Origin of the sequence: Enterobacter sp. BNK-13, assembly GCF_048685015.1 — a bacterium.
In the GTDB taxonomy this organism is placed as follows: Bacteria; Pseudomonadota; Gammaproteobacteria; order Enterobacterales; family Enterobacteriaceae; genus Enterobacter; species Enterobacter quasiroggenkampii.
Window position 1 is genome coordinate 3,034,178 of sequence record NZ_JBLQTP010000001.1, and the last position, 22,017, is coordinate 3,056,194.

At 53.1% G+C, this 22,017-nt stretch carries 19 protein-coding genes and 2 tRNA genes; 10 read left to right on the forward strand and 11 right to left on the reverse strand.

Annotation, left to right across the window (positions count from 1 at the left end; genetic code table 11):
• Positions 1 to 4: 4 nt before the first annotated feature.
• The 3 genes from tssC to ACMGGQ_RS14640 form a co-directional block, all read right to left on the reverse strand.
• A complete protein-coding gene (tssC, locus tag ACMGGQ_RS14630) occupies positions 5 to 1,549 on the reverse strand; it encodes a type VI secretion system contractile sheath large subunit (protein WP_045909385.1) in 1,545 nt (514 codons plus the stop codon).
• A 32-nt stretch (positions 1,550 to 1,581) separates the two neighbouring features.
• The gene (tssB, locus tag ACMGGQ_RS14635) at positions 1,582 to 2,079 is read right to left on the reverse strand and encodes a type VI secretion system contractile sheath small subunit (protein ID WP_045909386.1); all 498 of its coding nucleotides are present in this window, start codon (positions 2,077 to 2,079) and stop codon (positions 1,582 to 1,584) included.
• A gap of 640 nt (positions 2,080 to 2,719) precedes the next feature.
• Positions 2,720 to 2,857: a hypothetical protein gene (locus ACMGGQ_RS14640; protein WP_159427010.1), complete on the reverse strand. Its 138-nt coding sequence runs from the start codon at positions 2,855 to 2,857 to the stop codon at positions 2,720 to 2,722.
• Positions 2,858 to 2,869: 12 nt separating this feature from the next.
• Between ACMGGQ_RS14640 and lpxP the strand changes: the two genes are divergently transcribed.
• Together lpxP and ypdK are read left to right on the forward strand one after the other, a co-directional pair.
• Positions 2,870 to 3,790 carry a kdo(2)-lipid IV(A) palmitoleoyltransferase gene (gene lpxP, locus ACMGGQ_RS14645; RefSeq protein WP_090392995.1) on the forward strand — a complete coding sequence of 307 codons (921 nt, stop codon included), beginning with the start codon at positions 2,870 to 2,872 and terminating at the stop codon, positions 3,788 to 3,790.
• 358 nt (positions 3,791 to 4,148) lie between these two features.
• Complete coding sequence (gene ypdK / locus ACMGGQ_RS14650; protein ID WP_099458937.1) at positions 4,149 to 4,220, forward strand: membrane protein YpdK; 72 nt, start codon at positions 4,149 to 4,151, stop codon at positions 4,218 to 4,220.
• 52 nt (positions 4,221 to 4,272) lie between these two features.
• Here ypdK and alaC read toward each other — a convergent pair whose 3' ends face one another.
• Positions 4,273 to 5,511: an alanine transaminase gene (alaC, locus tag ACMGGQ_RS14655; protein ID WP_045909388.1), complete on the reverse strand. Its 1,239-nt coding sequence runs from the start codon at positions 5,509 to 5,511 to the stop codon at positions 4,273 to 4,275.
• A 386-nt stretch (positions 5,512 to 5,897) separates the two neighbouring features.
• Here alaC and ACMGGQ_RS14660 point away from each other — a divergent pair, with 386 nt between their 5' ends.
• Positions 5,898 to 7,604 carry a sensor histidine kinase gene (locus tag ACMGGQ_RS14660; protein WP_045909389.1) on the forward strand — a complete coding sequence of 569 codons (1,707 nt, stop codon included), beginning with the start codon at positions 5,898 to 5,900 and terminating at the stop codon, positions 7,602 to 7,604.
• 3 nt (positions 7,605 to 7,607) lie between these two features.
• Positions 7,608 to 8,339 (forward strand): LytR/AlgR family response regulator transcription factor, encoded by a 732-nt coding sequence (locus tag ACMGGQ_RS14665; RefSeq protein WP_023294232.1) that lies wholly within the window; start codon positions 7,608 to 7,610, stop codon positions 8,337 to 8,339.
• 35 nt (positions 8,340 to 8,374) lie between these two features.
• On the opposite strand, the gene glk is transcribed toward ACMGGQ_RS14665, so the two are convergent.
• Positions 8,375 to 9,340, reverse strand: coding sequence for a glucokinase (glk, locus tag ACMGGQ_RS14670; RefSeq protein ID WP_045909391.1), 966 nt, complete (start codon positions 9,338 to 9,340; stop codon positions 8,375 to 8,377).
• A gap of 205 nt (positions 9,341 to 9,545) precedes the next feature.
• Between glk and ACMGGQ_RS14675 the strand changes: the two genes are divergently transcribed.
• A complete protein-coding gene (locus ACMGGQ_RS14675; RefSeq protein ID WP_045909392.1) occupies positions 9,546 to 10,781 on the forward strand; it encodes an ion channel protein in 1,236 nt (411 codons plus the stop codon).
• Here the strand turns inward: ACMGGQ_RS14675 and ipdC are convergent, their stop codons facing one another.
• Complete coding sequence (gene ipdC / locus ACMGGQ_RS14680; RefSeq protein ID WP_069719724.1) at positions 10,782 to 12,440, reverse strand: indolepyruvate decarboxylase; 1,659 nt, start codon at positions 12,438 to 12,440, stop codon at positions 10,782 to 10,784.
• 187 nt (positions 12,441 to 12,627) lie between these two features.
• On the opposite strand from ipdC, the gene mgrA reads away from it, so the two are divergent.
• Both mgrA and ACMGGQ_RS14690 read left to right on the forward strand, forming a co-directional pair.
• Positions 12,628 to 13,626, forward strand: a complete 999-nt coding sequence (gene mgrA, locus ACMGGQ_RS14685; RefSeq protein ID WP_048224358.1) for an L-glyceraldehyde 3-phosphate reductase — start codon at positions 12,628 to 12,630, stop codon at positions 13,624 to 13,626.
• 127 nt (positions 13,627 to 13,753) lie between these two features.
• The gene (locus tag ACMGGQ_RS14690) at positions 13,754 to 14,104 is read left to right on the forward strand and encodes a DUF2502 domain-containing protein (protein ID WP_048224360.1); all 351 of its coding nucleotides are present in this window, start codon (positions 13,754 to 13,756) and stop codon (positions 14,102 to 14,104) included.
• 33 nt (positions 14,105 to 14,137) lie between these two features.
• Here ACMGGQ_RS14690 and ACMGGQ_RS14695 read toward each other — a convergent pair whose 3' ends face one another.
• A complete protein-coding gene (locus ACMGGQ_RS14695; RefSeq protein ID WP_048029632.1) occupies positions 14,138 to 15,376 on the reverse strand; it encodes an Nramp family divalent metal transporter in 1,239 nt (412 codons plus the stop codon).
• 348 nt (positions 15,377 to 15,724) lie between these two features.
• On the opposite strand from ACMGGQ_RS14695, the gene ACMGGQ_RS14700 reads away from it, so the two are divergent.
• Positions 15,725 to 16,912 (forward strand): NupC/NupG family nucleoside CNT transporter, encoded by a 1,188-nt coding sequence (locus ACMGGQ_RS14700; RefSeq protein WP_045909397.1) that lies wholly within the window; start codon positions 15,725 to 15,727, stop codon positions 16,910 to 16,912.
• Between the two features lie 44 nt (positions 16,913 to 16,956).
• Here ACMGGQ_RS14700 and ACMGGQ_RS14705 read toward each other — a convergent pair whose 3' ends face one another.
• The 3 genes from ACMGGQ_RS14705 to ACMGGQ_RS14715 form a co-directional block, all read right to left on the reverse strand.
• Positions 16,957 to 19,146, reverse strand: a complete 2,190-nt coding sequence (locus ACMGGQ_RS14705; protein ID WP_048224362.1) for an EAL domain-containing protein — start codon at positions 19,144 to 19,146, stop codon at positions 16,957 to 16,959.
• 215 nt (positions 19,147 to 19,361) lie between these two features.
• Positions 19,362 to 19,437, reverse strand: a tRNA-Ala gene (locus ACMGGQ_RS14710).
• A 41-nt stretch (positions 19,438 to 19,478) separates the two neighbouring features.
• Positions 19,479 to 19,554, reverse strand: a tRNA-Ala gene (locus tag ACMGGQ_RS14715).
• A gap of 217 nt (positions 19,555 to 19,771) precedes the next feature.
• Here ACMGGQ_RS14715 and ACMGGQ_RS14720 point away from each other — a divergent pair.
• Both ACMGGQ_RS14720 and ACMGGQ_RS14725 read left to right on the forward strand, forming a co-directional pair.
• The gene (locus tag ACMGGQ_RS14720; RefSeq protein ID WP_045909399.1) at positions 19,772 to 20,134 is read left to right on the forward strand and encodes a YfeC-like transcriptional regulator; all 363 of its coding nucleotides are present in this window, start codon (positions 19,772 to 19,774) and stop codon (positions 20,132 to 20,134) included.
• Between the two features lies 1 nt (position 20,135).
• Positions 20,136 to 20,528, forward strand: a complete 393-nt coding sequence (locus tag ACMGGQ_RS14725; protein ID WP_262821690.1) for a YfeC-like transcriptional regulator — start codon at positions 20,136 to 20,138, stop codon at positions 20,526 to 20,528.
• Between the two features lie 43 nt (positions 20,529 to 20,571).
• Here the strand turns inward: ACMGGQ_RS14725 and gltX are convergent, their stop codons facing one another.
• On the reverse strand, positions 20,572 to 21,987 hold the full coding sequence (gene gltX, locus ACMGGQ_RS14730; RefSeq protein ID WP_063622216.1) for a glutamate--tRNA ligase: 1,416 nt from the start codon (positions 21,985 to 21,987) through the stop codon (positions 20,572 to 20,574).
• Positions 21,988 to 22,017: the final 30 nt, after the last annotated feature.

Genomic DNA, 22,017 nt, shown 5'->3' on the forward strand with positions numbered 1-22,017 from the left:
GTTATTACGATTTCGCTTTCGGCATCTGGGAAACCAGCGACAGGTTGACGTCCATCCCTTCCACCTGGAAGTGCGGAATCGCATACAATTTCACGCGGAAGAAGCCCGGGTTATCCTCAATATCTTCCACCACCACTTTTGCATCACGCAGTGGATGAGATGCCTGAAGTTCGTCGCCCGGATCGGTCATTTCGGTCACCAGACTGCGGACCCAGGTGTTCAGCTCAAGCTCCAGCAGTCGGCGATCCTTGGTGGTACCGATGTTCTCGCGCTGAATCAGCTTCAGGTAGTGGGCAATACGCGACAGCAGGAAGATGTACGGCAGACGTGCGTTGATGCGGCTGTTGGCCGTTGCATCTGCGGTGTCATACAGCGCCGGTTTCTGGGCGGAGTTGGCTGAGAAGAAGCAGGCATAGTCGCGGTTTTTATAGTAGGACAAAGGAATAAAGCCCAGATTCGCGAACTCGAATTCACGCGTTTCAGGGATCATGACCTCAGACGGGATTTTTACCTGATTGCCGGTACCCAGGTCATACAGATGGATAGGCAGATCCTGAACCGCCCCCCCGGCCTGCGGGCCACGGATTTGTACACACCAGCCATTATTGATGAAGCTACGCACCATGTTGGACGCGAAGGCAAACGACGCATTCGTCCACAGATATTTGTCGTGATCCGGACCTTTGACTTCTTCAACATAGTTAAAGCTGCGAACCGGAACGGTATCCGGGCCATACGGTAAACGTCCCAGTACGCGGGGCATCACCAGACCGATGTAGCGAGCGTCGTCCGTATCGCGGAACGATTTCCACTTGATGTACTCCGCGCGGTCAAAATAGTTACCAATATCTTTAATCGCCGCGACGTCTTCCATGGACTCCTTGAGGAAGAATTTCGGGCCTGCCGAGCCGATAAATGGCATATGTGCAGCCGCAGATACTTTAGAGATGTTGCGCAGCAGAGCGACATCCTGCGCTGAAGCATCGAACTCATAAGCGGAAATCAGCGCCGCAATCGGCTCGCCGCCCGGGGTATCGTATTCATCAATGTAGGCGTGTTTATAGAGACCACTCTGGATGATTTCCGGGCTGTCTTCAAAGTCCTGGCGCAGGTCTTCTTTAGACATGCTCAGAAGCTCAATTTTTACGTTCTGGCGAAAATCCGTTTTATCAACCAGCGACTTCACGCCGCGCCACAGGCTCTCAACCGCCTGAAATTCTTCATGGTGCATAACGGCGTCGAGCTGGCGGCTTATCTGGTAATCGAGCTCAGCGATGTGGTGATCGATCAGGCTTTTATCCAGTTTTTCGACCTTCGAGCCTGCCTTGGTCAGGCATTCCAGAAAGACCTGCATACCTGCGGTGAGACGCTCGTCAGCGGTCGCATCCGACATCGCCTGCGCATCTTGCCAGATATCCAGCGCGCTCAGTTCGGAGACCGGGTTCAGATTGATTTTCTCAAACAGTGAAGCGTATACCCCACCCACAGCAGGGCGTTCCAGCACCACGCTTTCCCCGCCAGCAGTATTATTTTGTACAGACATGAGCATTCCTTGATTAATCCGTTAAAACAGCATGATGGTTAAGGTTTTTTTGAAGCCAGTGCGGATAGTTCATTTCGCAACTCAGCACTAAGTGACTGGTCAAGAACGATTTTCTCCAGCTCTTTTCGGAAAGTCTGGTTATCCAGCAGGTTGGCTTTCAGATCGCGGAGCAAGTTGCGCATTGCCAGCATCGCCTTCAGCTGTGGAATTTGGGCAGCCACCTGCTCTGGCGTGAAATCTTTCATGCTCTGGAAAGTCAGCTGAATGTTGTCCTCACCACCATCGTCAGACAGCGTATTTTTAACGGCCAGGTTAACTTTTGGGGAATATTCGGAAAGAACGCTGTCAAAATTATTTTTGGTGATGTTAATCTTTTCGCGCTCAGATATTGTCGCAGATTCCTGCCCATTACTGAAATCACCCGCAACAAGCAATTTCAAGGGTAATTCCATTTTCTTGCTTGCTCCGCCAGTATGCAGGTCAAGCTTCAGGTTAATACGTGCCTTAGGCACCTCATTCTGAAAACTGTCAGCCATCTAATCATCCCTCTTTGTTTTGCTATGCCAACTTCACGGTATCGTTCTTGATGCGCAATAATAGAATAATGATCGGAACAAAATCAAATACACAGATCATTAATCCGATACAAGAATTTTCTTAAGAATTTTCCACTAAGACATTATCGTAAATAGGACAACTAAATCAGGAAAAGAAACTGCTCTTTTCGCACAAATCGAATATTTGTATCGCAGAAGGGGTTGTAGCCAGAGAGATGTTTATAAAAACATCATGTTTTGATTTGCATCACAGCATAACGTCAAAAAGCGCGAAAGAACGACAATATCTTATTGCGGCACGATTAAAAGAAGACAGGAATGGATGAAAGCAGATGGCTATTCCATTGATGGTATGAATAACGCTTAAGAATTTTCACGAAGAAATTTCTTATTTATTATGCGGAGGAATAAATAAAGGCGTAAATGTTTAATTTGGCGCAAATCAACAATACCGTTTTTTTTCTTTACGCCTTCCCTATGAGCGCTAACGCTTTTGCCTTCCGCTCAGGCAGGAAAGGCGCTTTCATGCGACTGCCTATAAAATCTGTAAAATCAATCACCTTCCGAACTGCCGCTTTTTTAATCAAAAACGAGTAATAGCACATATCGTATAACGGTGCTACATTACGCCGCCCGCCCAAATCAGCAGTGGCCAGGCAACGCCGTAAAGTTCGGTAAAGCCTGCAACCATCACCTTGAAGAACGGTCTTATCGGCACGTCGTATCGCAAACTCTGCGCTACCTTTACAGGCTTCACATAGGTTTCACTATTTTGTCTCAATCCAAATTTCAACGCGCGTTTTTACACCCGCGTTACTGGTTTACATGGTTTGGTCTTGGCGTTCTCTGGCTGCTGGTTCAACTTCCGTACCCTGTACTGCGTTTGCTGGGGTCGAAACTGGGCAGCGCTTCGCGCGTCTTCCTGAAACGTCGCGAATCTATCGCGCGGAAAAATATTGAGCTTTGCTTTCCTCAGTACAATGCCGAAGAGCGCGAGAAGCTCATCGCTGAAAACTTTAAGTCTATCGGCATGGCGCTGCTTGAAACCGGCATGGCCTGGTTCTGGCCGGATGAGCGTGTCCGTAAGTGGTTTGATGTAGAAGGACTGGATAACCTGCAACGCGCGCAGATGCAAAAACGCGGCGTGATGGTCGTCGGCGTTCACTTTATGTCGCTGGAACTGGGTGGCCGCGTGATGGGCCTGTGCCAGCCAATGATGGCGACCTATCGACCACACAACAGTGCGCTGATGGAGTGGGTCCAGACGCGTGGCCGCATGCGTTCCAATAAGGCGATGATCAGCCGTAACAATCTGCGCGGTATGGTCGGTGCCCTGAAGAAAGGTGAAGCCGTCTGGTTTGCACCCGATCAGGATTATGGACGTAAAGGCAGCAGCTTTGCGCCTTTCTTTGCGGTTAAAGAGGTTGCGACGACTAACGGCACCTTTGTCATTTCTCGTTTGTCAGGCGCCTCAATGCTGACCGTAACGATGGTGAGAAAAGCAGATAAATCAGGCTATCGTCTGCACATCTCTCCTGAAATGGCTAACTATCCGGAAAACGAGTGCGAAGCCGCGGCGTTTATCAATAAAGTCATCGAAACTGAAATCATGCGTGCGCCAGAGCAGTATCTGTGGATGCATCGTCGTTTCAAAACCCGCCCTCTTGGCGAAGCCTCACTCTATATTTAAGCCTTTCATTAAGGTTAGTTTCGCTAAGAAACTAACCTTTTCAATCACCTGTCATCCCGTTGAGAAATCGTCTTTCATTGCGTCGCCCAAAGTGAATTTATTGCGATGCGAAATCAAACTGTCGCCGTTCCACGACACTCGTAAGTAACGGAAATTATTTAAAAAAATCCCTCTTGTCACCCCTCATTTTTAGGCGTACATTAGCGCCGTCTGGCAACAGGAAAGCACAGAATTCTGAGCTGGAGTGAGCGGCGTAACGGGAAAATTCTCATTTCCGTTTTGACCGGATTTCAGTTCTCTATAATCAGGTGGACTCTGTTTTTAAATGCGTACCACAAGATACGCGGAGCGATGAAACGTGAAATATTTCTTTATGGGCATTTCGGTGATTGTTTTAGTCTGGGCCGGAACCTTTGCCCTGATGATCTAGTGAAGAACATGCAGTCAAAAAAACAGGAGCCATCGGCTCCTGTTTTTTTATGTCATGTCGACGCGGGATGTTCAGCCACACTCTTAGACGAAAGAAGGCCGTCGGCCCGGAACATACTCTTGATGCCCCTCACCGCCTGACGAATGCGGTCGCTGTTTTCAATCAGGGCAAATCGCACATGGGTGTCGCCATAATCACCAAAGCCAATGCCCGGTGATACGCACACCTTCGCATCCTGCAGCAGCTTTTTGGCAAACTCCAGCGATCCCATCGCCGCGTACGGCTCCGGAATTTTTGCCCAGACGTACATAGACGCCTTCGGCATTTCCACCATCCAGCCCGCTTCATGCAAGCCCTTTACCAGCACGTCACGGCGGCGCTTATACTGGGCGGCAATCTCGTGAACGCACTGCTGGTCGCCCTCCAGGGCAGCGATAGCCGCGACCTGTAGCGGCGTGAAGGTACCATAGTCGTGGTAACTCTTAATGCGCGCCAGTGCGCTCACCAGCGTTTTGTTACCCACCATAAAGCCAATACGCCAGCCCGCCATGTTGTAGCTTTTTGACAGCGTAAAGAACTCGACCGCCACGTCACGCGCGCCCGGAACCTGCATGATGGAAGGCGCTTTCCAGCCATCATAGACGATGTCAGCGTAGGCTAAATCATGAACCACCAGCACGTCATAACGTTTAGCCAGGGCGACGACTTTCTCGAAGAAATCGAGCTCCACGCACTGGGCGGTTGGGTTTGACGGGAAACCGAGGATCATCATCTTCGGTTTCGGATAACTTTCGCGAATCGCACGCTCAAGTTCGTTAAAGAAATCGACACCTTCCACCAGCGGAACGGAACGGACCTGCGCCCCGGCAATCACCGCGCCGTAGATGTGGATCGGGTAGCTTGGATTAGGCACCAGCACCGTATCGCCATGATCCAGCGTGGCCAACATCAGATGTGCCAGCCCCTCTTTCGAGCCGATGGTGACAATCGCTTCACTTTCCGGATCGATATCAACCTGATAGCGATCCTGATACCAGCGCGAGATCGCGCGACGTAATCTGGGAATACCGCGAGAGGTCGAGTAGCCGTGCGTATCCGGACGCTGGGCAACCGTGCAGAGCTTTTCAACGATATGCGGCGGCGTTGGGCCGTCAGGGTTACCCATGCTGAAATCAATAATATCTTCGCCGCGCCGACGCGCAGCCATTTTCAGTTCAGCAGTGATATTGAAAACATAAGGGGGGAGACGATCGATACGCGTAAAACGGCGTTCAGGACTGAATTCAGCCATAGATTCCTCAGATTAACGTTAGCGCCCGGACCGTCCGAGCGACGCTGCCACCGATGTGGCATGCTTAGAAAATAACCTGAAAAAAATCATGCTGTCGAGAGGGAAATGAAAAAAAAGCGATCGCCTGAAAACCGGAACCTGGCAGTGCCAAAAAGCGGAAGCCCCTGTTTCAGGGTTGGCTTTCTGATAGCCGTTATTTAACAGGATGATATCAAAACAGTTACCTGACGATACGCTGGCTATAAAAAATCAGGCCGTGTCCGTGACCGCCGGACAATCCCCTTTAAGAATTATGGTTTTTCCTCATTTGATAAACCTGACGGATAGCTGGTCAATACGCGTCAGGTTTTTTATCATGGTTCTTTCCCGTTTTCCCAGGTCTACTCGTGCACGAAATATTCACTATGCTGCTGGCGGTTTTTGACCGTGCGGCATTAATGCTGATTTGCCTGTTCTTCCTCATCCGCATTCGCCTGTTTCGCGAGCTGTTGCACAAATCCGCCCACTCGCCAAAAGAGCTGCTGGCCGTTACCGCCATCTTTTCGCTGTTCGCCCTGTTCAGCACCTGGTCAGGCGTGCCGGTAGAGGGCTCGCTGGTTAACGTGCGCATTATCGCCGTGATGTCCGGCGGAATTTTGTTTGGCCCGTGGGTGGGCGTTATCACCGGCGTGATTGCCGGAACCCATCGCTACCTGATTGATATCGGCGGCGTCACGGCGGTGCCCTGCTTTATTACCAGCATTATCGCCGGGGTGCTCTCCGGCTGGATCAGCCGCAAAATCCCGAAAAAACAGCGCTGGCGCGCAGGGATCGTCGCAGGCATGGTATGCGAAACGCTGACCATGATCCTGGTCGTCGTCTGGGCCCCGACCACCGCGCTGGGGCTGGATATCGTCTCGAAAATCGGGATTCCGATGATCCTGGGCAGCGTGTGCATCGGTTTTATCGTGCTGCTGGTGCAAAGCGTTGAAGGGGAAAAAGAGGCCAGCGCCGCCCGTCAGGCCAAGCTGGCACTGGATATCGCCAACAAAACGCTGCCGCTTTTTCGCCACGTTAACGCGGAGTCGTTGCGTCAGGTCTGCGAGATTATCCGCCACGACATCCACGCAGACGCCGTCGCCATCACCAACATTGACCACGTGCTGGCCTACGTTGGCGTCGGGGAACACAACTATCGCGACAACGATGACACCATCAGCCCAACCACCAGACAGGCGATCAACTACGGTAAAATCATCATTAAAAATAATGATGAAGCCCACCGAACGCCGGAAATCCACTCGATGCTGGTGATCCCATTGTGGGAGAAAGGCGTCGTGACGGGCACCCTGAAGATTTATTACTGTCACGCGCATCAGATCACCTCCTCGCTCCAGGAGATGGCGATTGGCCTGTCGCAGATTATCTCCACCCAGCTGGAAGTCTCCCGTGCAGAACAGCTGCGTGAGATGGCAAATAAGGCAGAGCTGCGCGCGCTGCAGAGCAAAATCAATCCCCATTTCCTGTTTAACGCGCTGAACGCGATCTCCTCGTCCATACGTCTTAATCCGGACACCGCGCGACAGCTGATTTTTAACCTGTCGCGCTATCTGCGCTACAACATCGAGCTAAAAGATGACGAGCAGATCGACATCAAAAAAGAGCTGTATCAGATCAAAGACTACATCGCGATTGAGCAGGCGCGCTTTGGCGACAAACTCACGGTCATTTACGATATTGATGAAGAGGTCAACTGCGTGATCCCGAGCCTGCTTATCCAGCCGCTGGTCGAAAACGCGATTGTTCACGGCATTCAGCCGTGTAAAGGCAAAGGCGTCGTCACCATCAGCGTCACCGAAAGCGGCAACCGCGTGCGTATTGCGGTGCGCGATACCGGCCACGGCATTGATCCAAAAGTTATTGAGCGCGTGGAGTCTAACGAGATGCCCGGAAATAAAATCGGCCTGTTGAACGTGCATCACCGGGTCAAGCTGCTTTACGGCGATGGGCTGCACATTCAGCGTCTTGAACCGGGCACCGAAATTGCTTTTTACGTCCCGAACGAGCGCACTCCCGTTCATTCAACAACATCACTGTTGCCCCAGGTGGAGTAACCCATGAAAGTCATCATCGTAGAAGATGAAATCCTGGCTCAACAGGAGCTAACCTGGCTTATCAACACCCACAGCCAGATGGAGATTGTGGGCACCTTTGATGACGGTCTGGACGTGCTGAAGTTTCTGCAGCATAACCGGGTCGACGCTATCTTCCTGGATATCAACATTCCGTCGCTGGATGGCGTATTGCTGGCGCAAAACATCAATCAGTTTGCCCATAAGCCGTTTATTGTGTTCGTGACCGCATGGAAAGAGCACGCCGTAGAGGCCTTCGAGCTGGAAGCGTTTGACTATATCCTTAAGCCTTACCAGGAGTCGCGGATTGTCAGCATGCTGCAAAAGCTGGAGGCCGCATGGCAACAGCAGACCGCCCCCGCTAGCGCCAGCCCAACGGTACGGGAAAACGACACCATTAATCTGGTCAAAGACGAGCGCATCATCGTGACGCCGGTCAATGATATCTACTATGCCGAAGCCCATGAAAAGATGACGTTTGTCTATACGCGGCGGGAATCTTACGTGATGGCGATGAACATCACCGAGTTTTGCAGCAAGCTGCCTGCGTCGCACTTTTTCCGCTGCCACCGCTCGTTCTGCGTGAATTTAAACAAGATCCGCGAGATCGAACCGTGGTTTAACAACACCTATATCTTGCGCCTGAAGGATCTGGATTTTCAGGTGCCGGTGAGCCGCAGCAAGGTGAAAGAGTTCCGCCAGCTGATGCACCTGTAACGAAAAAGCCCTCTCCCGTGGGAGAGGGCCAGGCATCAGAGAATCTGACCGAGAACCTGACGCAGGTGGGCACCCGACCCCAGCAGGCCTGGGTTATCATGCACGATCAGATAAACCGGGATGTCCTGCACGTAGCTTCTGAAGCGCCCTTTATCCTCAAATCCGCCGCGGAAGCCGGAGGCTTTAAAGAAGTCGAGGAAGCGCGGCACAATGCCGCCCGCAATATAAACGCCCCCGAAGGTGCCCAGCGTCAGCGCCAGGTTGCCGCCGAAGCGTCCCATAATCACGCAGAACAGCGACAGGGCACGACGGCAGTCAATGCAGCTGTCCGCCAGCGCGCGTTCGGTGACGTCTTTCGGCTGCAGGTTTTCCGGCAGACGACCGTCCGACTTCACAATCGCCCGGTACAGGTTCACCAGCCCCGGTCCTGACAGCACGCGTTCGGCGGAGACGTGGCCGATCTCCGCGCGTAATTCTTCGAGGATAATGCCCTCTTCTTCGCTGTTTGGCGCAAAGTCAACGTGACCGCCTTCACCCGGCAGACTCACCCAGCGCTGAGCAACGTGCACCAGATGTGAAACGCCCAGACCGGTACCGGCCCCGTAAACCGCAATCGGTTTACCTTCGACCGGTTCAGCGCCACCGAACTGGATCAGATGCTCAGACTTCAGCATCGGGATCGCCATGGACACCGCGGTGAAGTCATTGATGATTTCAAGATGCGCAAAGCCGAGGTTTTTTTTCATCTCGGCGATGGAGAATGCCCAGGTATGGTTGGTCATGGCGACCCAGTCGCCGGTTATCGGACAGGCAATGGCGATGCAGCCATCTTCGACGCTTACCTGATGCTCGTCCAGATAGACGCGGACAACGGCCTCAAGACTTGGATAATCCAGCCCGGAATAGGTTTTCGCCCGGGAAATTTCACCGCTACTTACATCGCATAATGCGAGGCGCGCGTTCGTGCCGCCCACATCACCTACCAAAGCATACTTTGTCATTCTTCTACTGCTCCGCTAAAGTCAGAATAAATCTTTGGGACACTGTAAATTCAAGGCGTGATAACAACAACGACCGGAAGGTGAATGCCCATGGATTATCGATCTTCGTCACAGAATAACTTTACCGTTTCAGCACCTTTTGCACTATTGCCATAAGGCTTAATGTGCAAAGTAACGTCATACCGTTTTGTACAAGGAAATCATCATGCTCCACCCGCGAGCCAGAACCATGCTGTTGCTGGCCATTCCGGCGCTCATCATTGGCGTGGTTTCAAGTCTGGTGCTCATCGTCGTGATGAAAGTCGCGTCGGTGCTGCAAACACTATTATGGAACGCGCTTCCTGCAGGACTGGGCGTCACCGCTGACTCTCCTGCCTGGATCGTTGGGATGCTGACGTTAACCGGTATTGCGGTGGGCCTGGTGATCCGTTTCAGTCCCGGCCATGCTGGACCAGACCCGGCGCAGGAACCGCTGATTGGTGCCCCGGTTTCCCCTTCGGCACTGCCGGGGCTGATTATCGCGTTGATTCTCGGTCTGGCCGGCGGCGTCAGCCTGGGGCCAGAGCATCCGATTATGGCCGTGAATATTGGCCTGGCAGTTTTTCTCGGTTCACGCATTTTGCCCCGCGTCGGCGCGCTGGACTGGACCATTCTCGCCTCAGCAGGCACCATCGGGGCGCTTTTCGGCACGCCCGTGGCGGCAGCACTGATCTTTTCGCAGACGCTCAGCAGTAATAACGATGTCCCGCTCTGGGATAAACTGTTTGCTCCGCTGATGGCCGCCGCCGCCGGGGCGTTGACCACCAGCCTGTTTTTCCATCCCCATTTTTCACTCTCCCTGCCCCACTACGGCCAGATGCAAATCGCCGATATCTTCAGCGGCGCCATCGTCGTCGCCATCGCCATTGCGCTGGGCATGGTGGCAGTATGGTGTCTTCCACGTCTGCACCGGCTGATGCATCGACTCAAACACCCGGTGTTAATTCTGGGAGCTGGCGGTTTGATCCTCGGTATTTTAGGCGCAATCGGCGGGCCGGTGACGCTGTTTAAAGGGCTGGACGAGATGCAGCAGCTGGCTTTCAGCCAGATATTTAGCGTTTCCGACTATCTGCTGTTTGCCGTGATCAAGCTGGCAGCGCTGGTGGTAGCGGCCGCCTGCGGTTTCCGTGGTGGACGTATCTTCCCGGCGGTCTTTGTCGGCGTCGCGCTGGGGCTGATGCTGCACGAGCATGTCGATGCGGTCCCGGCGGCGATTACCGTCTCTTGTTCTATTCTGGGGTTGGTTCTGGTGGTCACGCGCGACGCATGGCTAAGCCTGTTTATGGCGGCGGTCGTCGTACCGGATTCGACGCTTTTCCCTCTGCTTTGTATCGTGATGTTGCCCGCCTGGCTCCTGCTGGCGGGCAAACCGATGATGATGGCCTGGCGAAACGACAAATAATCAGGCGCTATTGCGCGCTTCCAGCGCTTTGGTGATCGCCCCCAGCAGCGGTGGGATATCGGCTTTCGGCAGCATCACCTCAATCAGCGAGAGCCGCTCGTGATGCGCCACTTTTTCAAGGACGTCCGCCAGCTGCTCCGCTTCACTGACCCGCCAGCACTGGGCCTGAGGATCAAGGCTCAGTGCCTGCGGGATTTGCGTCCAGTTCCATAGCGCAATGTCGTTATACCGCTGCTCAGGCCCATGGATCGCTCTTTCCACCGTATACCCTTCGTTGTTAAGGACCAGAATGATGGGGTGTTGTTTATCCCGCAGCATCGAGCCGAGCTCCTGGATGGTGAGCTGCGCCGCGCCATCCCCCGTCAGGACAATCACGCGCCGGTTCGGACAGGCCGTTTGTGCGCCAAATGCCGCCGCCAGCGTATAGCCAATCGATCCCCACAGCGGCTGGACGATAAAATTCACATCAGCCGGCAGACGAAGGTCGATCGCGCCGAAGGCCGAGGTGCCCTGATCCGCAAGAATAATGTCTCCCGGACGAATAAACGTCTGCAGCGTTTGCCAGAAATTCGCCTGCGTCAGCGAGCCATCCGGCTGCGGGTAGGCCATCGCGCTTTGAGAGGACGGCACGGGCGTCTCGTGCACGTGCTGTTTGCACAGCTCCACCAGCGTTTCGATTGCCTGAAGCATGGGGATGCCGGTAAACCAGATATCACCAACGCGTGAGGCATGAGGCTGAACTTCTATCGTCTGCGCCGGGGTGAGCTGATGCGTGAAGCCGGCGGTCAGGGTATCGGTAAATCGCGTGCCGATGCACAGTACGGTATCCGCCCCTTCAATTGCCTCTTTTACCGCGCCAGCGCTCGCCGAACCGCTGTAGGTGCCGTAAAAACCAGCGTGACGCTCGTCGAATATCCCTTTGCCCATCAGCATGGTGGCGTGTGCCATCGGCACGTCTTTGACCCATTTCTGTAGCGCATGCTTCAGGCCATGGCGCAGGACAAGGAAATCGGCCAGCAGTGCAGTACGCTTGCTCCTGGCAAGCCTGTTTTCTGCAGCATCCCGGAATGCTTTCAGGCAGGCGCTATCGGCATGCGTATGCCGGAGCGTGAGAGCGTTTACAGGAGGGGTGGCGGCTTTTTTTGCCACGTCGGCAGGCAGCATCAGATAGCCGGGGCGACGCTCCCGGAGCATGGTCGTTAACACCCGGTCGATTTCATAACAGGCGTTTTGTTCGGTCAGGATCGCCTGCGCAGCGGTGATCGGCTCGCTCATATGATAAAAGTGACGAAACTCACCGTCGCCCAGCGTATGGTGCAGCAGCTCACCTCTTTGCTGGGATGCCATCCCCGGCGCACCCACAATATGCAAGACCGGAACGTGCTCGGCGTAGCTGCCCGCAATGCCGTTCATGGCGCTTAACTCTCCTACGCCAAATGTCGTCAGTAGCGCGGCGAAGCCCTTACATCGTGCATATCCGTCAGCGGCGTAAGAGGCGTTTAATTCGTTGGCACAGCCCACCCAACAGATGTCCGGGCTGTCTATTACATGGTCGAGAAACTGCAGGTTATAGTCGCCCGGCACGCCAAACAGATGATCGGCTCCACAATCTGTAAGACGGTCCAGCAGGTAATCGGCGACGCAGTATGGGGTACGCATAAACAGGTATCCTTCTAATGTTTTGACCTCACCTTGAGTATTAAATAAGCGTGATGGCTGTCCAGAATTGGCGATAAGAAGGACATGGAAAGAATGCTTTACAAAAAAGGCTGCGCTATGCTGCTTTTTTTCACGTAAATGTAAACGCATACACTGATTTTTCACTTCAGCGCCAGAGGTTACGAAAATGGGTTATCAGCCGGACAAAAATCGTTACGGGACAATGGAGTATCGTCGCTGCGGACGAAGCGGGCTCAGGTTGCCCGCCATCTCGCTTGGGCTGTGGCATAACTTTGGTGACGCCACCCTTATCGAAAACAGCCGTCAACTTTTACAGCGTGCGTTCGATCTGGGCATTACGCATTTCGACCTTGCCAACAACTATGGCCCGCCTCCCGGATCCGCCGAACGTAATTTCGGCCGTATTTTGCAGGAGGATTTCCTGCCCTGGCGCGACGAGCTGATCGTCTCCACCAAAGCGGGTTATACCATGTGGGAGGGTCCGTACGGCGACTGGGGATCACGCAAATATCTGCTGGCAAGCCTCGATCAAAGCCTGAAGCGCATGGGGCTGGAGTATGTGGATATCTTCTATCATCACCGGCCAGATCCGGAAACGCCGCTGCAGGAAACCATGAAAGCGCTTGACCATGTGGTGCGTCAGGGGAAGGCTCTGTATGTCGGATTATCCAACTACCCGGCTGTTCTGGCTCGCCAGGCGATTGATATCCTTAATGACCTCGGGACACCCTGCCTGATCCACCAGCCGAAATACTCCCTCTTTGAACGTGCGCCGGAAGCGGGACTGCTGGACGTGTTGCAGGAAAAAGGGGTCGGCTGTATTCCCTTCTCGCCGCTGGCTGGCGGGCAACTGACCAATCGCTATCTGCACGGCATTCCTGCAGACTCACGCGCGGCAAGCGGCAGTCAGTTCCTTAAACCCGATCAGCTCACCGAAGAGAAGCTGGAAAAAGTCAGGAAGTTGAATGCCCTGGCAGAAAGTCGCGGCCAGAAGCTGTCCCAGATGGCGCTGGCCTGGGTATTACGCCATGAGGCAGTGACGTCGGTGCTGATTGGGGCAAGTAAAGCGGCTCAAATTGATGACGCCGTGGGGATGCTGGCAAACCGCCATTTCTCAGAGGAAGAATTGGCCCACATAGACGCGATCCTCAGCAGCTCAAAATAACACCTTTTTTAGCAAAAAGTGCTCTCACCCAGGAATTCGGAGTTGAGGCGATGATACGAAGGTTTACCAACTCGTAAAATTGCGTTAACAGGCCCAACAAAGGCCCCGATCGTGAAGGAGAAAGAGTATGTTCAGGTCACTGATTCTTGCAGCGGTATTACTGGCTTCGGCGCCGCTGATCGCCACTGCGGGCGAAATCACCCTGTTGCCATCAGTAAAATTACAAATTGGCGATCGTGACGACTACGGCAGATACTGGGACGGCGGCTACTGGCGCGACCGTGATTACTGGCATCGTCACTATGAGTGGCGCGGCGATCGCTGGTGGAAACATGATAACGGCAGACACCGCGGCTGGTATAAAGACAGCGCCTATGAGCGCGGTTACCGTGAAGGCTGGCGGGATCGTGACGACCGTCGCGGCGGCTGGGGTCGCGGCAAAGGTCACGGACATGGCCACCACGGTCATGACGACTAACAGCAAAAAGGAGCCTCATGGCTCCTTTTTCTTTTACAGCCCCAACGCTGTGCCAATCAGCAACCACAGGTTCAGCGCCACCACCACCACCACGATGGCCCACCCGGTCCGTTTCACCAGCGTCGAGTTGACCAGCTCACCCATCAGGGTTTTATCGCTGGTAAAGATCAGCAGCGGGACCAGCGCCAGCGCAATACCAAAGCTCAGCAGCACCTGGCTCATGACCAGAATTCGCGTGGGGTCGAGCCCCATCAAAATCACCACAAATGACGGCAGCATGGTGACGGAGCGGCGCACCCACAGCGGAATATGGAACCGGACAAACCCCTGCATCACCACCTGGCCTGCCAGCGTACCCACCACTGTAGAAGAGAGACCAGCAGCCACCAGGCTAAGGCCAAATATCGTGGCGGCAGCATGGCTCAGCAGCGGCTCCAGCGTGAGATACGCCTGGTCGAGATCGGCAATACCGGTATGACCGTTAAAGTGGAAAGCGGCGGCTGCCGTTGCCATCATCGCCAGATTGACAAACCCCGCGATGGTCATGGCGATCGCGACGTCCCACTTGGTGGCGGAGTAACGCTCTTTACGCGTCCCACCGTGGAGATGCTGCGTCAGCGAGGAGTGCAGATAAATCACGTGCGGCATGATGGTCGCTCCCAGAACGCCGGCGGCCAGGAACACCGCTTCCGAGGTTGGCAGGCTTGGGATCGCCATCCCTTTAGCGAGCTGCGCCAGATTCGGCTGTGAGAAAATCAGTTCGACAATATAGGCCGCCGCCACAAACAGCAGCAGACCGCCAATGACCTTCTCCAGCGGCTTTTGACCCCGACGCTGTAGCATCAGGATCAGGAACGTGGCAATCCCGGTCAGTACCGCCCCCTGCAACAGCGACACGCCCAGAATCAGCTTAAAGCCGATTGCTGCGCCGATAAATTCAGCGAGGTCAGTAGCCATGGCGATGATTTCAGCCTGAACCCAGTAGAGCCAGACGGCGGGACGCGGATAATGGTCGCGGATTTGCTCCGCCAGGTTTTTACCCGTCGCAATCCCCAGCTTTGCGGAGAGCATCTGAATCAGCATCGCCATGAGGTTAGCCCAGACGACCACCCACAGCAGCTTATAGCCGAAGCTGGCCCCGGCCTGAATATTGGTCGCAAAGTTACCTGGATCGATATAACCAATGGCAGCGATGAACGCAGGTCCCATTAATGCGAACCGCAACTTGCGCGCTGCTCTGCCACTGCTACCCTCTACGCGACTGTTTGTCATTTCTGCCTCTGAAATATAGCCTTTGCTATGTTTAATGCTATCAAAATGAGAATGATTATCAAGATCATTTATAAAGTTTGCAGTGATTTCTCTGATAGCTTTGAACGATAGATGGGCGGGTAAGCTGGGCGATCTAACAGAAACTCAAATCGCGGGCTCTTTTGTGAAGACTAGCACACAAACTTAACTTTTCACTCATTTACCTAACATAACAAAAATGTATTGTGGATCACTATTTTTGAGACTCGTCACAGGATGTAACTATAGTGTGTCCTCGATCTCGTTTTCTTTTCTCTTGTTACATAGAATGTGCACGAAAATTAAACCTGCCTCATATTTGGAGCAAATATGGACCGCGTCCTTCATTTTGTCCTGGCACTTGTTGTCGTTACTGCACTCGCATTGCTGGTCAGCACAGACCGCAAAAAAATTCGTATTCGTTATGTTGTCCAACTGCTGGTCATTGAAGTTTTACTTGCGTGGTTCTTCCTGAACTCCAACGTAGGCCTCGGCTTCGTGAAAGGCTTCTCCGAAATGTTCGAAAAACTGCTCGGATTCGCCAACGAAGGGACCAACTTTGTCTTCGGTAAAATGAACGACGAAGGTCTGGCGTTCTTCTTCCTGAAGGTTCTCTGCCCTATCGTCTTCATCTCCGCGCTGATCGGTATTCTGCAGCACATCCGCGTTCTGCCGTTCGTGATCCGTGGAATTGGCTTCCTGTTATCCAAAGTGAACGGCATGGGTAAGCTGGAATCTTTCAACGCCGTCAGTTCCCTGATCCTCGGTCAGTCTGAGAACTTCATCGCGTATAAAGATATTCTCGGCAAGATGTCACGCAACCGCATGTACACCATGGCGGCAACCGCAATGTCTACCGTTTCCATGTCTATCGTGGGCGCGTATATGACCATGCTGGAGCCAAAATACGTGGTGGCTGCGCTGGTTCTGAACATGTTCAGCACCTTTATCGTTCTGTCGCTGATCAACCCATACCGCGTTGACGCCAGCGAAGAGAATATCCAGATGTCAAACCTGCACGAAGGCCAGAGCTTCTTCGAAATGCTGGGTGAATACATCCTGGCCGGTTTCAAAGTCGCGATCATCGTTGCCGCCATGCTGATCGGCTTCATTGCGCTGATTTCTGGCCTGAACGCCCTGTTCGCCGCGGTGCTGGGTATCTCCTTCCAGGGCATTCTGGGCTACATCTTCTACCCGGTTGCATGGGTGATGGGTGTTCCGGCTCACGAAGCGCTGCAGGTGGGCAGTATCATGGCAACCAAGCTGGTTTCTAACGAATTCGTTGCGATGATGGATCTGCAGAAAATTGCCAGCACGCTTTCTCCGCGCGCGGAAGGTATTCTCTCCGTGTTCCTGGTCTCTTTCGCGAACTTCTCGTCCATCGGGATTATCGCGGGTGCGATTAAAGGCCTGAACGAAGAGCAGGGTAACGTGGTTTCTCGCTTTGGCCTGAAGCTGGTTTATGGCTCTACGCTGGTGAGCGTCCTGTCCGCGTCCATTGCGGCACTGGTTCTGTAACGTTTACCGTTAAACAAAAACCGGGAGCCTGACTCCCGGTTTTTTTATGCCCGCAATTCTTCCAGCGGTTTGGGTTTACCTATCAGGTACCCCTGCAGGTAATCCACACCGAAGCGGAGCAGCATCTCCCGCTGTGCCGGTGTTTCCACATATTCCGCGACGACGCAGAGCGATTTCGTCTTTGCCAGATTACACATCGACTGCACGATCATTGCATCCATGTCGTCTGTACAAATGTCTTTCACAAAGCAGCCGTCGATTTTAATGATGTCCGCCTGCAGGCGTCTGAGACGCTCATAGTTAGCGTAGCCAGTACCAAAATCATCGATGGCGATCCGGAAACCGTAATCCCGCAGTTGCTGAATATTGTTGATACTCGAGCCTGAATTGGAGAATGCCTGCTCTTCGGTAATCTCAATCACGACGGCCTGCGGTGCCACGCCGTACCGTTCAAACAGCGCGCAAATCTCGGTCGCCACCTCTTTTTGCATCAGCGTCAGGGGCATCAGGTTGACGGAAAAACGGGCGCCAGCATGCGTTGCAGGGTTATCGCGCAGCCACACCAGTAATTTTTCCATGACGCACATATCAAACCGGTGGCTGAGATTGAACTGCGCAATCAGCGGAATAAAGCGGTCAGGGGTAATAATCTCCCCCTCGCTCTCCATTCGCGTCAGGATTTCATAGTACCCACTTCCGTCCGCCTTCTGGATCGGCTGCGCATACAAATGGAACTGCCCCGCCTCCAGGGCATGCTTAATCCGCGCCAGCATCAGGACACGCTCTGTCGTCTGTCCTGATGCCGCCTCAAGGCTATTCGTGAGCGCGAGTACGTTTTGCTCTCCGCAGGCCTGTTCTGCCAGCCAGCTCAGTTGCCCCAGCGTGTGATGCAGCTTTTCGCCGTTTTCGACCATTCCCCAGGACGCGCCAAACTCAATATCCAGCCCGGTGTTGTTCCAGAAAATCTTATTGCTGTTGAGCCGATCGACCATATGCTGGAGACGTTCAGCAATTTCCGGCCCGAGCAAGACCAGCACCAACTCGCTTCCGGGCAACTGGAACAGCAGCTCATCTTTTTGCAGGAGCGGCTGAAGCGACGTGGCGATCGTTCGTTTGCAATGGACCCGCATAATAATGCCGTAGTGGCGGCTCAAAAACTCCAGATTATCCATGCGCAGAATGCACACTTTGGCATCCGGATGGATTTCAAGGTAATCCTCCAGCGCACGAATATTGGGCAAACCGGTAAGAGGATCGGTCAGCGCCCTGTCCTGCCAGCCCCGCTTCAGCCACTCGCTGCGCTGGTAAATTCGCGACATGTAAAGCAAGCAGATGGCGAAAGAGATCAGCACGGAGAGGATAAAGGAGAGCGAATGGCCCGATTCCACCCCGTTAAGGAAGTTATAGTTGTAGGTCAACAGCAGGAGCGCTGAGATGGCCCACAGCAGAGAAATCAACGCATAGGTAAGGCGGCTTATTGCTAAGGTAAAAAGAATAAAAATCAGCGGCATCAAATAGCCCGCAATGACCGGTGATTCAAAAGGACCACATAAAATGACGAGAATGAAGCCTAAAAGCATCAGCCAGACAAAAATATATAATGGATTCTTGTGATAAAACACGGGCTTCACGCTTCGCCGCCAGAAGGCGATGGCATAACGAGGATTAATTATCATTCTTAATGGGTAATAGAACATCATGGTAAAAATCAGCCCCGCGCATATCAGGCTTTGAATATCCACAACGTTATAAATTACCGTTCCTTCGCCAAAATAGGTTGAAATAGTCACCGGAAAATCAAACAAATAGCCTGCCATATACATCGACAGCTTAATACCTAACGGCACCATAAAACCGAGCCAGAATATACGTAGCCCAATGTGCTTGTTAGGAATGCTGTGGCGCCAGCGCTTGCCCAGCATAAGGCGTAGCAGGCCGCACGCCGCGAACAGCGCAAAGGTCTGACAGAAAAGCAAAACTGAATATTGTAGTGGCGCTAAATTAACATAAAATAAATTAGTGACAGTAAAACCTAACACAATGGGAAGAATTGCCCGGCGCCCAAATATCAAAATTACCGCCAGCATCACGCTGAGTGGCAACCATGCTAAATAAACGTCATGACCATTAACAATTGCACGCGGAGAGAGATAACGGGAGACAGGTACCGCAATCAGACAAAGTGCCAGGGCAATCATAAATATCTTTACATTATTATACGTTTTTCTATTCATTAAGTTGGGGAATATATTATCCGTCCGAATCATTGACCGGATGGATAATAGGTTTATTAATTGCACGAATCAAGTTCAAGTCTATTTATAGACTGGTTTATTGATGTCGATTGAGGAGAGGTACAGGAATACCTTCTTTTTGATAACAAAATGCAGTAATGGACGTTACAAACAGATAAAAAAAACCCTCGTCATATGACGAGGGTTTACAATTTTGGTGGAGCTAAGCGGGATCGAACCGCTGACCTCTTGCATGCCATGCAAGCGCTCTCCCAGCTGAGCTATAGCCCCACATGTGACTTTACTGACCGCACTCTGTTGGGTTCAGAGTTTGGTGGAGCTAAGCGGGATCGAACCGCTGACCTCTTGCATGCCATGCAAGCGCTCTCCCAGCTGAGCTATAGCCCCATCGTAAAGCTGTCATGTTGACGGGCGGCATAATATGAATTCCGCTGCGGAGTGTCAACGGCAAAATCAATGACCGCCGTTCGATCGCCGAAAAATCATGCAAATGAATCACTTTGCGAGCGTGCTCGTAATCAGGAGTTAAGCCTGTCACGTTTTCACGTAAAACGGTGCTATAAAATGAGCCGTTAATTAACCCCACAGATATTCAGGAAATTGTATGATCAAGGAACGAATGACGCCAGAAGAGTTAGCCCTGCTCACTGGCTATAGCCGCCAGACCATCAATAAATGGGTACGCAAAGAGGGTTGGATTACGTCACCAAAACCAGGCGTCCAGGGTGGAAAAGCGCGTCTGGTACATGTGAACGAAAAAGTCCGTGACTTTATCCGCAGCGCACGTCGGGCAAGCGAAACGTCCGAACTGCCAGAAGGCACCAGCCATGATCGTTCGCTTCATACCCTCCTCCTGACGCTGGCTAATGAAATGACGCCGGAAGAGCAGAAGCAGATGACATCGCTGTTATTACGGGAAGGGATCACCGGATTGTTGCAACGTTTAGGGATACGCGATCGGGACTGATATGAAAAGATTACGGAGCAAAATGACCACGGAAGAGCTGGCGGGAAGTTTGGGCGTCGCCAGACAAACGGTCAATCGCTGGATACGTCAGCAGGGGTGGAAAACCGAAGGGCTCAACGGCGTGAAAGGCGGTCGCGCGCGGCTCATTCATGTCGATGCACGCGTGAAGGAACATATAATGAGTCTCCCGGCGATCCGCAACCGTCAGGCGGTTTACCATCTCGCGGAGGCCACGTCTGCCTATAATGGCCCCTCTTCAAACCTGTCTCCGGGCATTATAGAGACGCTGGAGAGTATGACGCCGTCAGAACAGAAGCGTCTGGACGCCTTTTTGAAACGCGAAGGCATTCACGGTTTTCTTACACGTCTGGGTATCGCGGAAAAAGAGGCATAAAAAAAACGGCAGGTTACCCTGCCGTTTTTTTTCTTAGACGTGATTACTGCTGATTTTCACGTTCAGCGATGTAGTCCAGCGCCTTGTTAATGCGCGCCACGCTGCGTGATTTGCCGATGGCATGAACTGTTACGTCCAGCGCCGGAGACTGACCTGCACCGGTCACCGCAACGCGCAGTGGCATACCGACTTTACCCATACCGACTTCCAGCTCGTCCGCCGTCGCCTGAATGGCGTGATGCACATTCTCAGCGGTCCACTCGGTGAGGGCAGCCAGCTTGTCACGCACCACTTCCAGCGGCTGACGCGCAACCGGGCGGAGGTGTTTCTTCGCAGCGTCCGCATCGAACGCATCAAACTCTTCATAGAAGTAGCGGCAGCTTTCAGCAATCTCTTTCAGCGTTTTGCAGCGCTCGCCGAGCAGTTTCACCAGATCCGCCAGCTCAGGGCCCGTGCGGGTATCAATATTTGCCTGCTCAATGTGCCACTGCAGATACGTCGCCACATATTCTGGCGGCATGGTATTGATGTAGTGATGATTCAGCCACAGCAGCTTGTCAGTGTTAAACGCGCTGGCGGATTTGCTGACTGAGCTCAGAGAGAAGAGTTCGATCATCTCTTCGCGGCTGAAGATCTCCTGGTCACCGTGGGCCCAGCCCAGACGCACCAGATAGTTCAGGAGCGCTTCTGGCAGATAGCCGTCGTCGCGATACTGCATGACGCTCACCGCACCGTGGCGTTTAGACAGTTTTTTGCCGTCATCACCGTTGATCATGGAGACGTGCGCATAGACAGGCACCGGCGCGTTCAGCGCCTTCAGAATGTTGATCTGACGTGGCGTGTTGTTGATGTGGTCTTCACCGCGCACAACGTGGGTAATTTCCATATCCCAGTCGTCAACCACCACGCAGAAGTTGTAGGTTGGGGAGCCATCGGTACGACGGATGATCAGATCGTCCAGCTCCTGGTTGCTGAATTCGATCGGGCCACGGATCTGGTCGTCAAAGATCACAGACCCCTCTTGCGGGTTAGCAAAACGCACGACGCAAGGCTCATCAGCAGCATGCTCGCTGTGGTCATGGCGGCAGCGGCCGTCATAACGCGGCTTTTCACCGTTCGCCATCTGCTCTTCGCGCAGCGCATCCAGACGCTCTTTGGAGCAGTAGCACTTATACGCCGTGCCCGCGACCAGCATCTCATCAATGACGGCGTTATAGCGGTCAAAGCGTTTGGTCTGGAAATAGGGACCTTCGTCCCATTCCAGGTTCAGCCAGTTCATCCCATCCATAATGGCTTCAATTGCTTCTGGCGTGGAGCGCTCAAGATCGGTGTCTTCAATACGCAGCACGAACTCACCTTTGTTGTGGCGTGCGAAAAGCCAGGAATAGAGAGCGGTACGTGCACCACCGACGTGCAGATAGCCTGTCGGGCTCGGCGCGAAGCGAGTTTTGATTTTCATGAAATGGCCTTACGTTATAAAGATGCCGGC

Coding starts and splice junctions, on each gene's coding strand:
- alaC (WP_045909388.1), bottom strand. CDS start 5,511: ATGGCTGAATTCAGTCCTGAACGCCGTTTTACGCGTATCGATCGTCTC.
- ACMGGQ_RS14725 (WP_262821690.1), top strand. CDS start 20,136: ATGAAAAGATTACGGAGCAAAATGACCACGGAAGAGCTGGCGGGAAGT.
- ACMGGQ_RS14690 (WP_048224360.1), top strand. CDS start 13,754: ATGTTCAGGTCACTGATTCTTGCAGCGGTATTACTGGCTTCGGCGCCG.
- ACMGGQ_RS14700 (WP_045909397.1), top strand. CDS start 15,725: ATGGACCGCGTCCTTCATTTTGTCCTGGCACTTGTTGTCGTTACTGCA.
- tssB (WP_045909386.1), bottom strand. CDS start 2,079: ATGGCTGACAGTTTTCAGAATGAGGTGCCTAAGGCACGTATTAACCTG.
- gltX (WP_063622216.1), bottom strand. CDS start 21,987: ATGAAAATCAAAACTCGCTTCGCGCCGAGCCCGACAGGCTATCTGCAC.
- ACMGGQ_RS14675 (WP_045909392.1), top strand. CDS start 9,546: ATGCTCCACCCGCGAGCCAGAACCATGCTGTTGCTGGCCATTCCGGCG.
- ACMGGQ_RS14705 (WP_048224362.1), bottom strand. CDS start 19,146: ATGAATAGAAAAACGTATAATAATGTAAAGATATTTATGATTGCCCTG.
- ACMGGQ_RS14665 (WP_023294232.1), top strand. CDS start 7,608: ATGAAAGTCATCATCGTAGAAGATGAAATCCTGGCTCAACAGGAGCTA.
- tssC (WP_045909385.1), bottom strand. CDS start 1,549: ATGCTCATGTCTGTACAAAATAATACTGCTGGCGGGGAAAGCGTGGTG.
- ACMGGQ_RS14695 (WP_048029632.1), bottom strand. CDS start 15,376: ATGACAAACAGTCGCGTAGAGGGTAGCAGTGGCAGAGCAGCGCGCAAG.
- ipdC (WP_069719724.1), bottom strand. CDS start 12,440: ATGCGTACCCCATACTGCGTCGCCGATTACCTGCTGGACCGTCTTACA.
- ACMGGQ_RS14720 (WP_045909399.1), top strand. CDS start 19,772: ATGATCAAGGAACGAATGACGCCAGAAGAGTTAGCCCTGCTCACTGGC.
- glk (WP_045909391.1), bottom strand. CDS start 9,340: ATGACAAAGTATGCTTTGGTAGGTGATGTGGGCGGCACGAACGCGCGC.
- mgrA (WP_048224358.1), top strand. CDS start 12,628: ATGGGTTATCAGCCGGACAAAAATCGTTACGGGACAATGGAGTATCGT.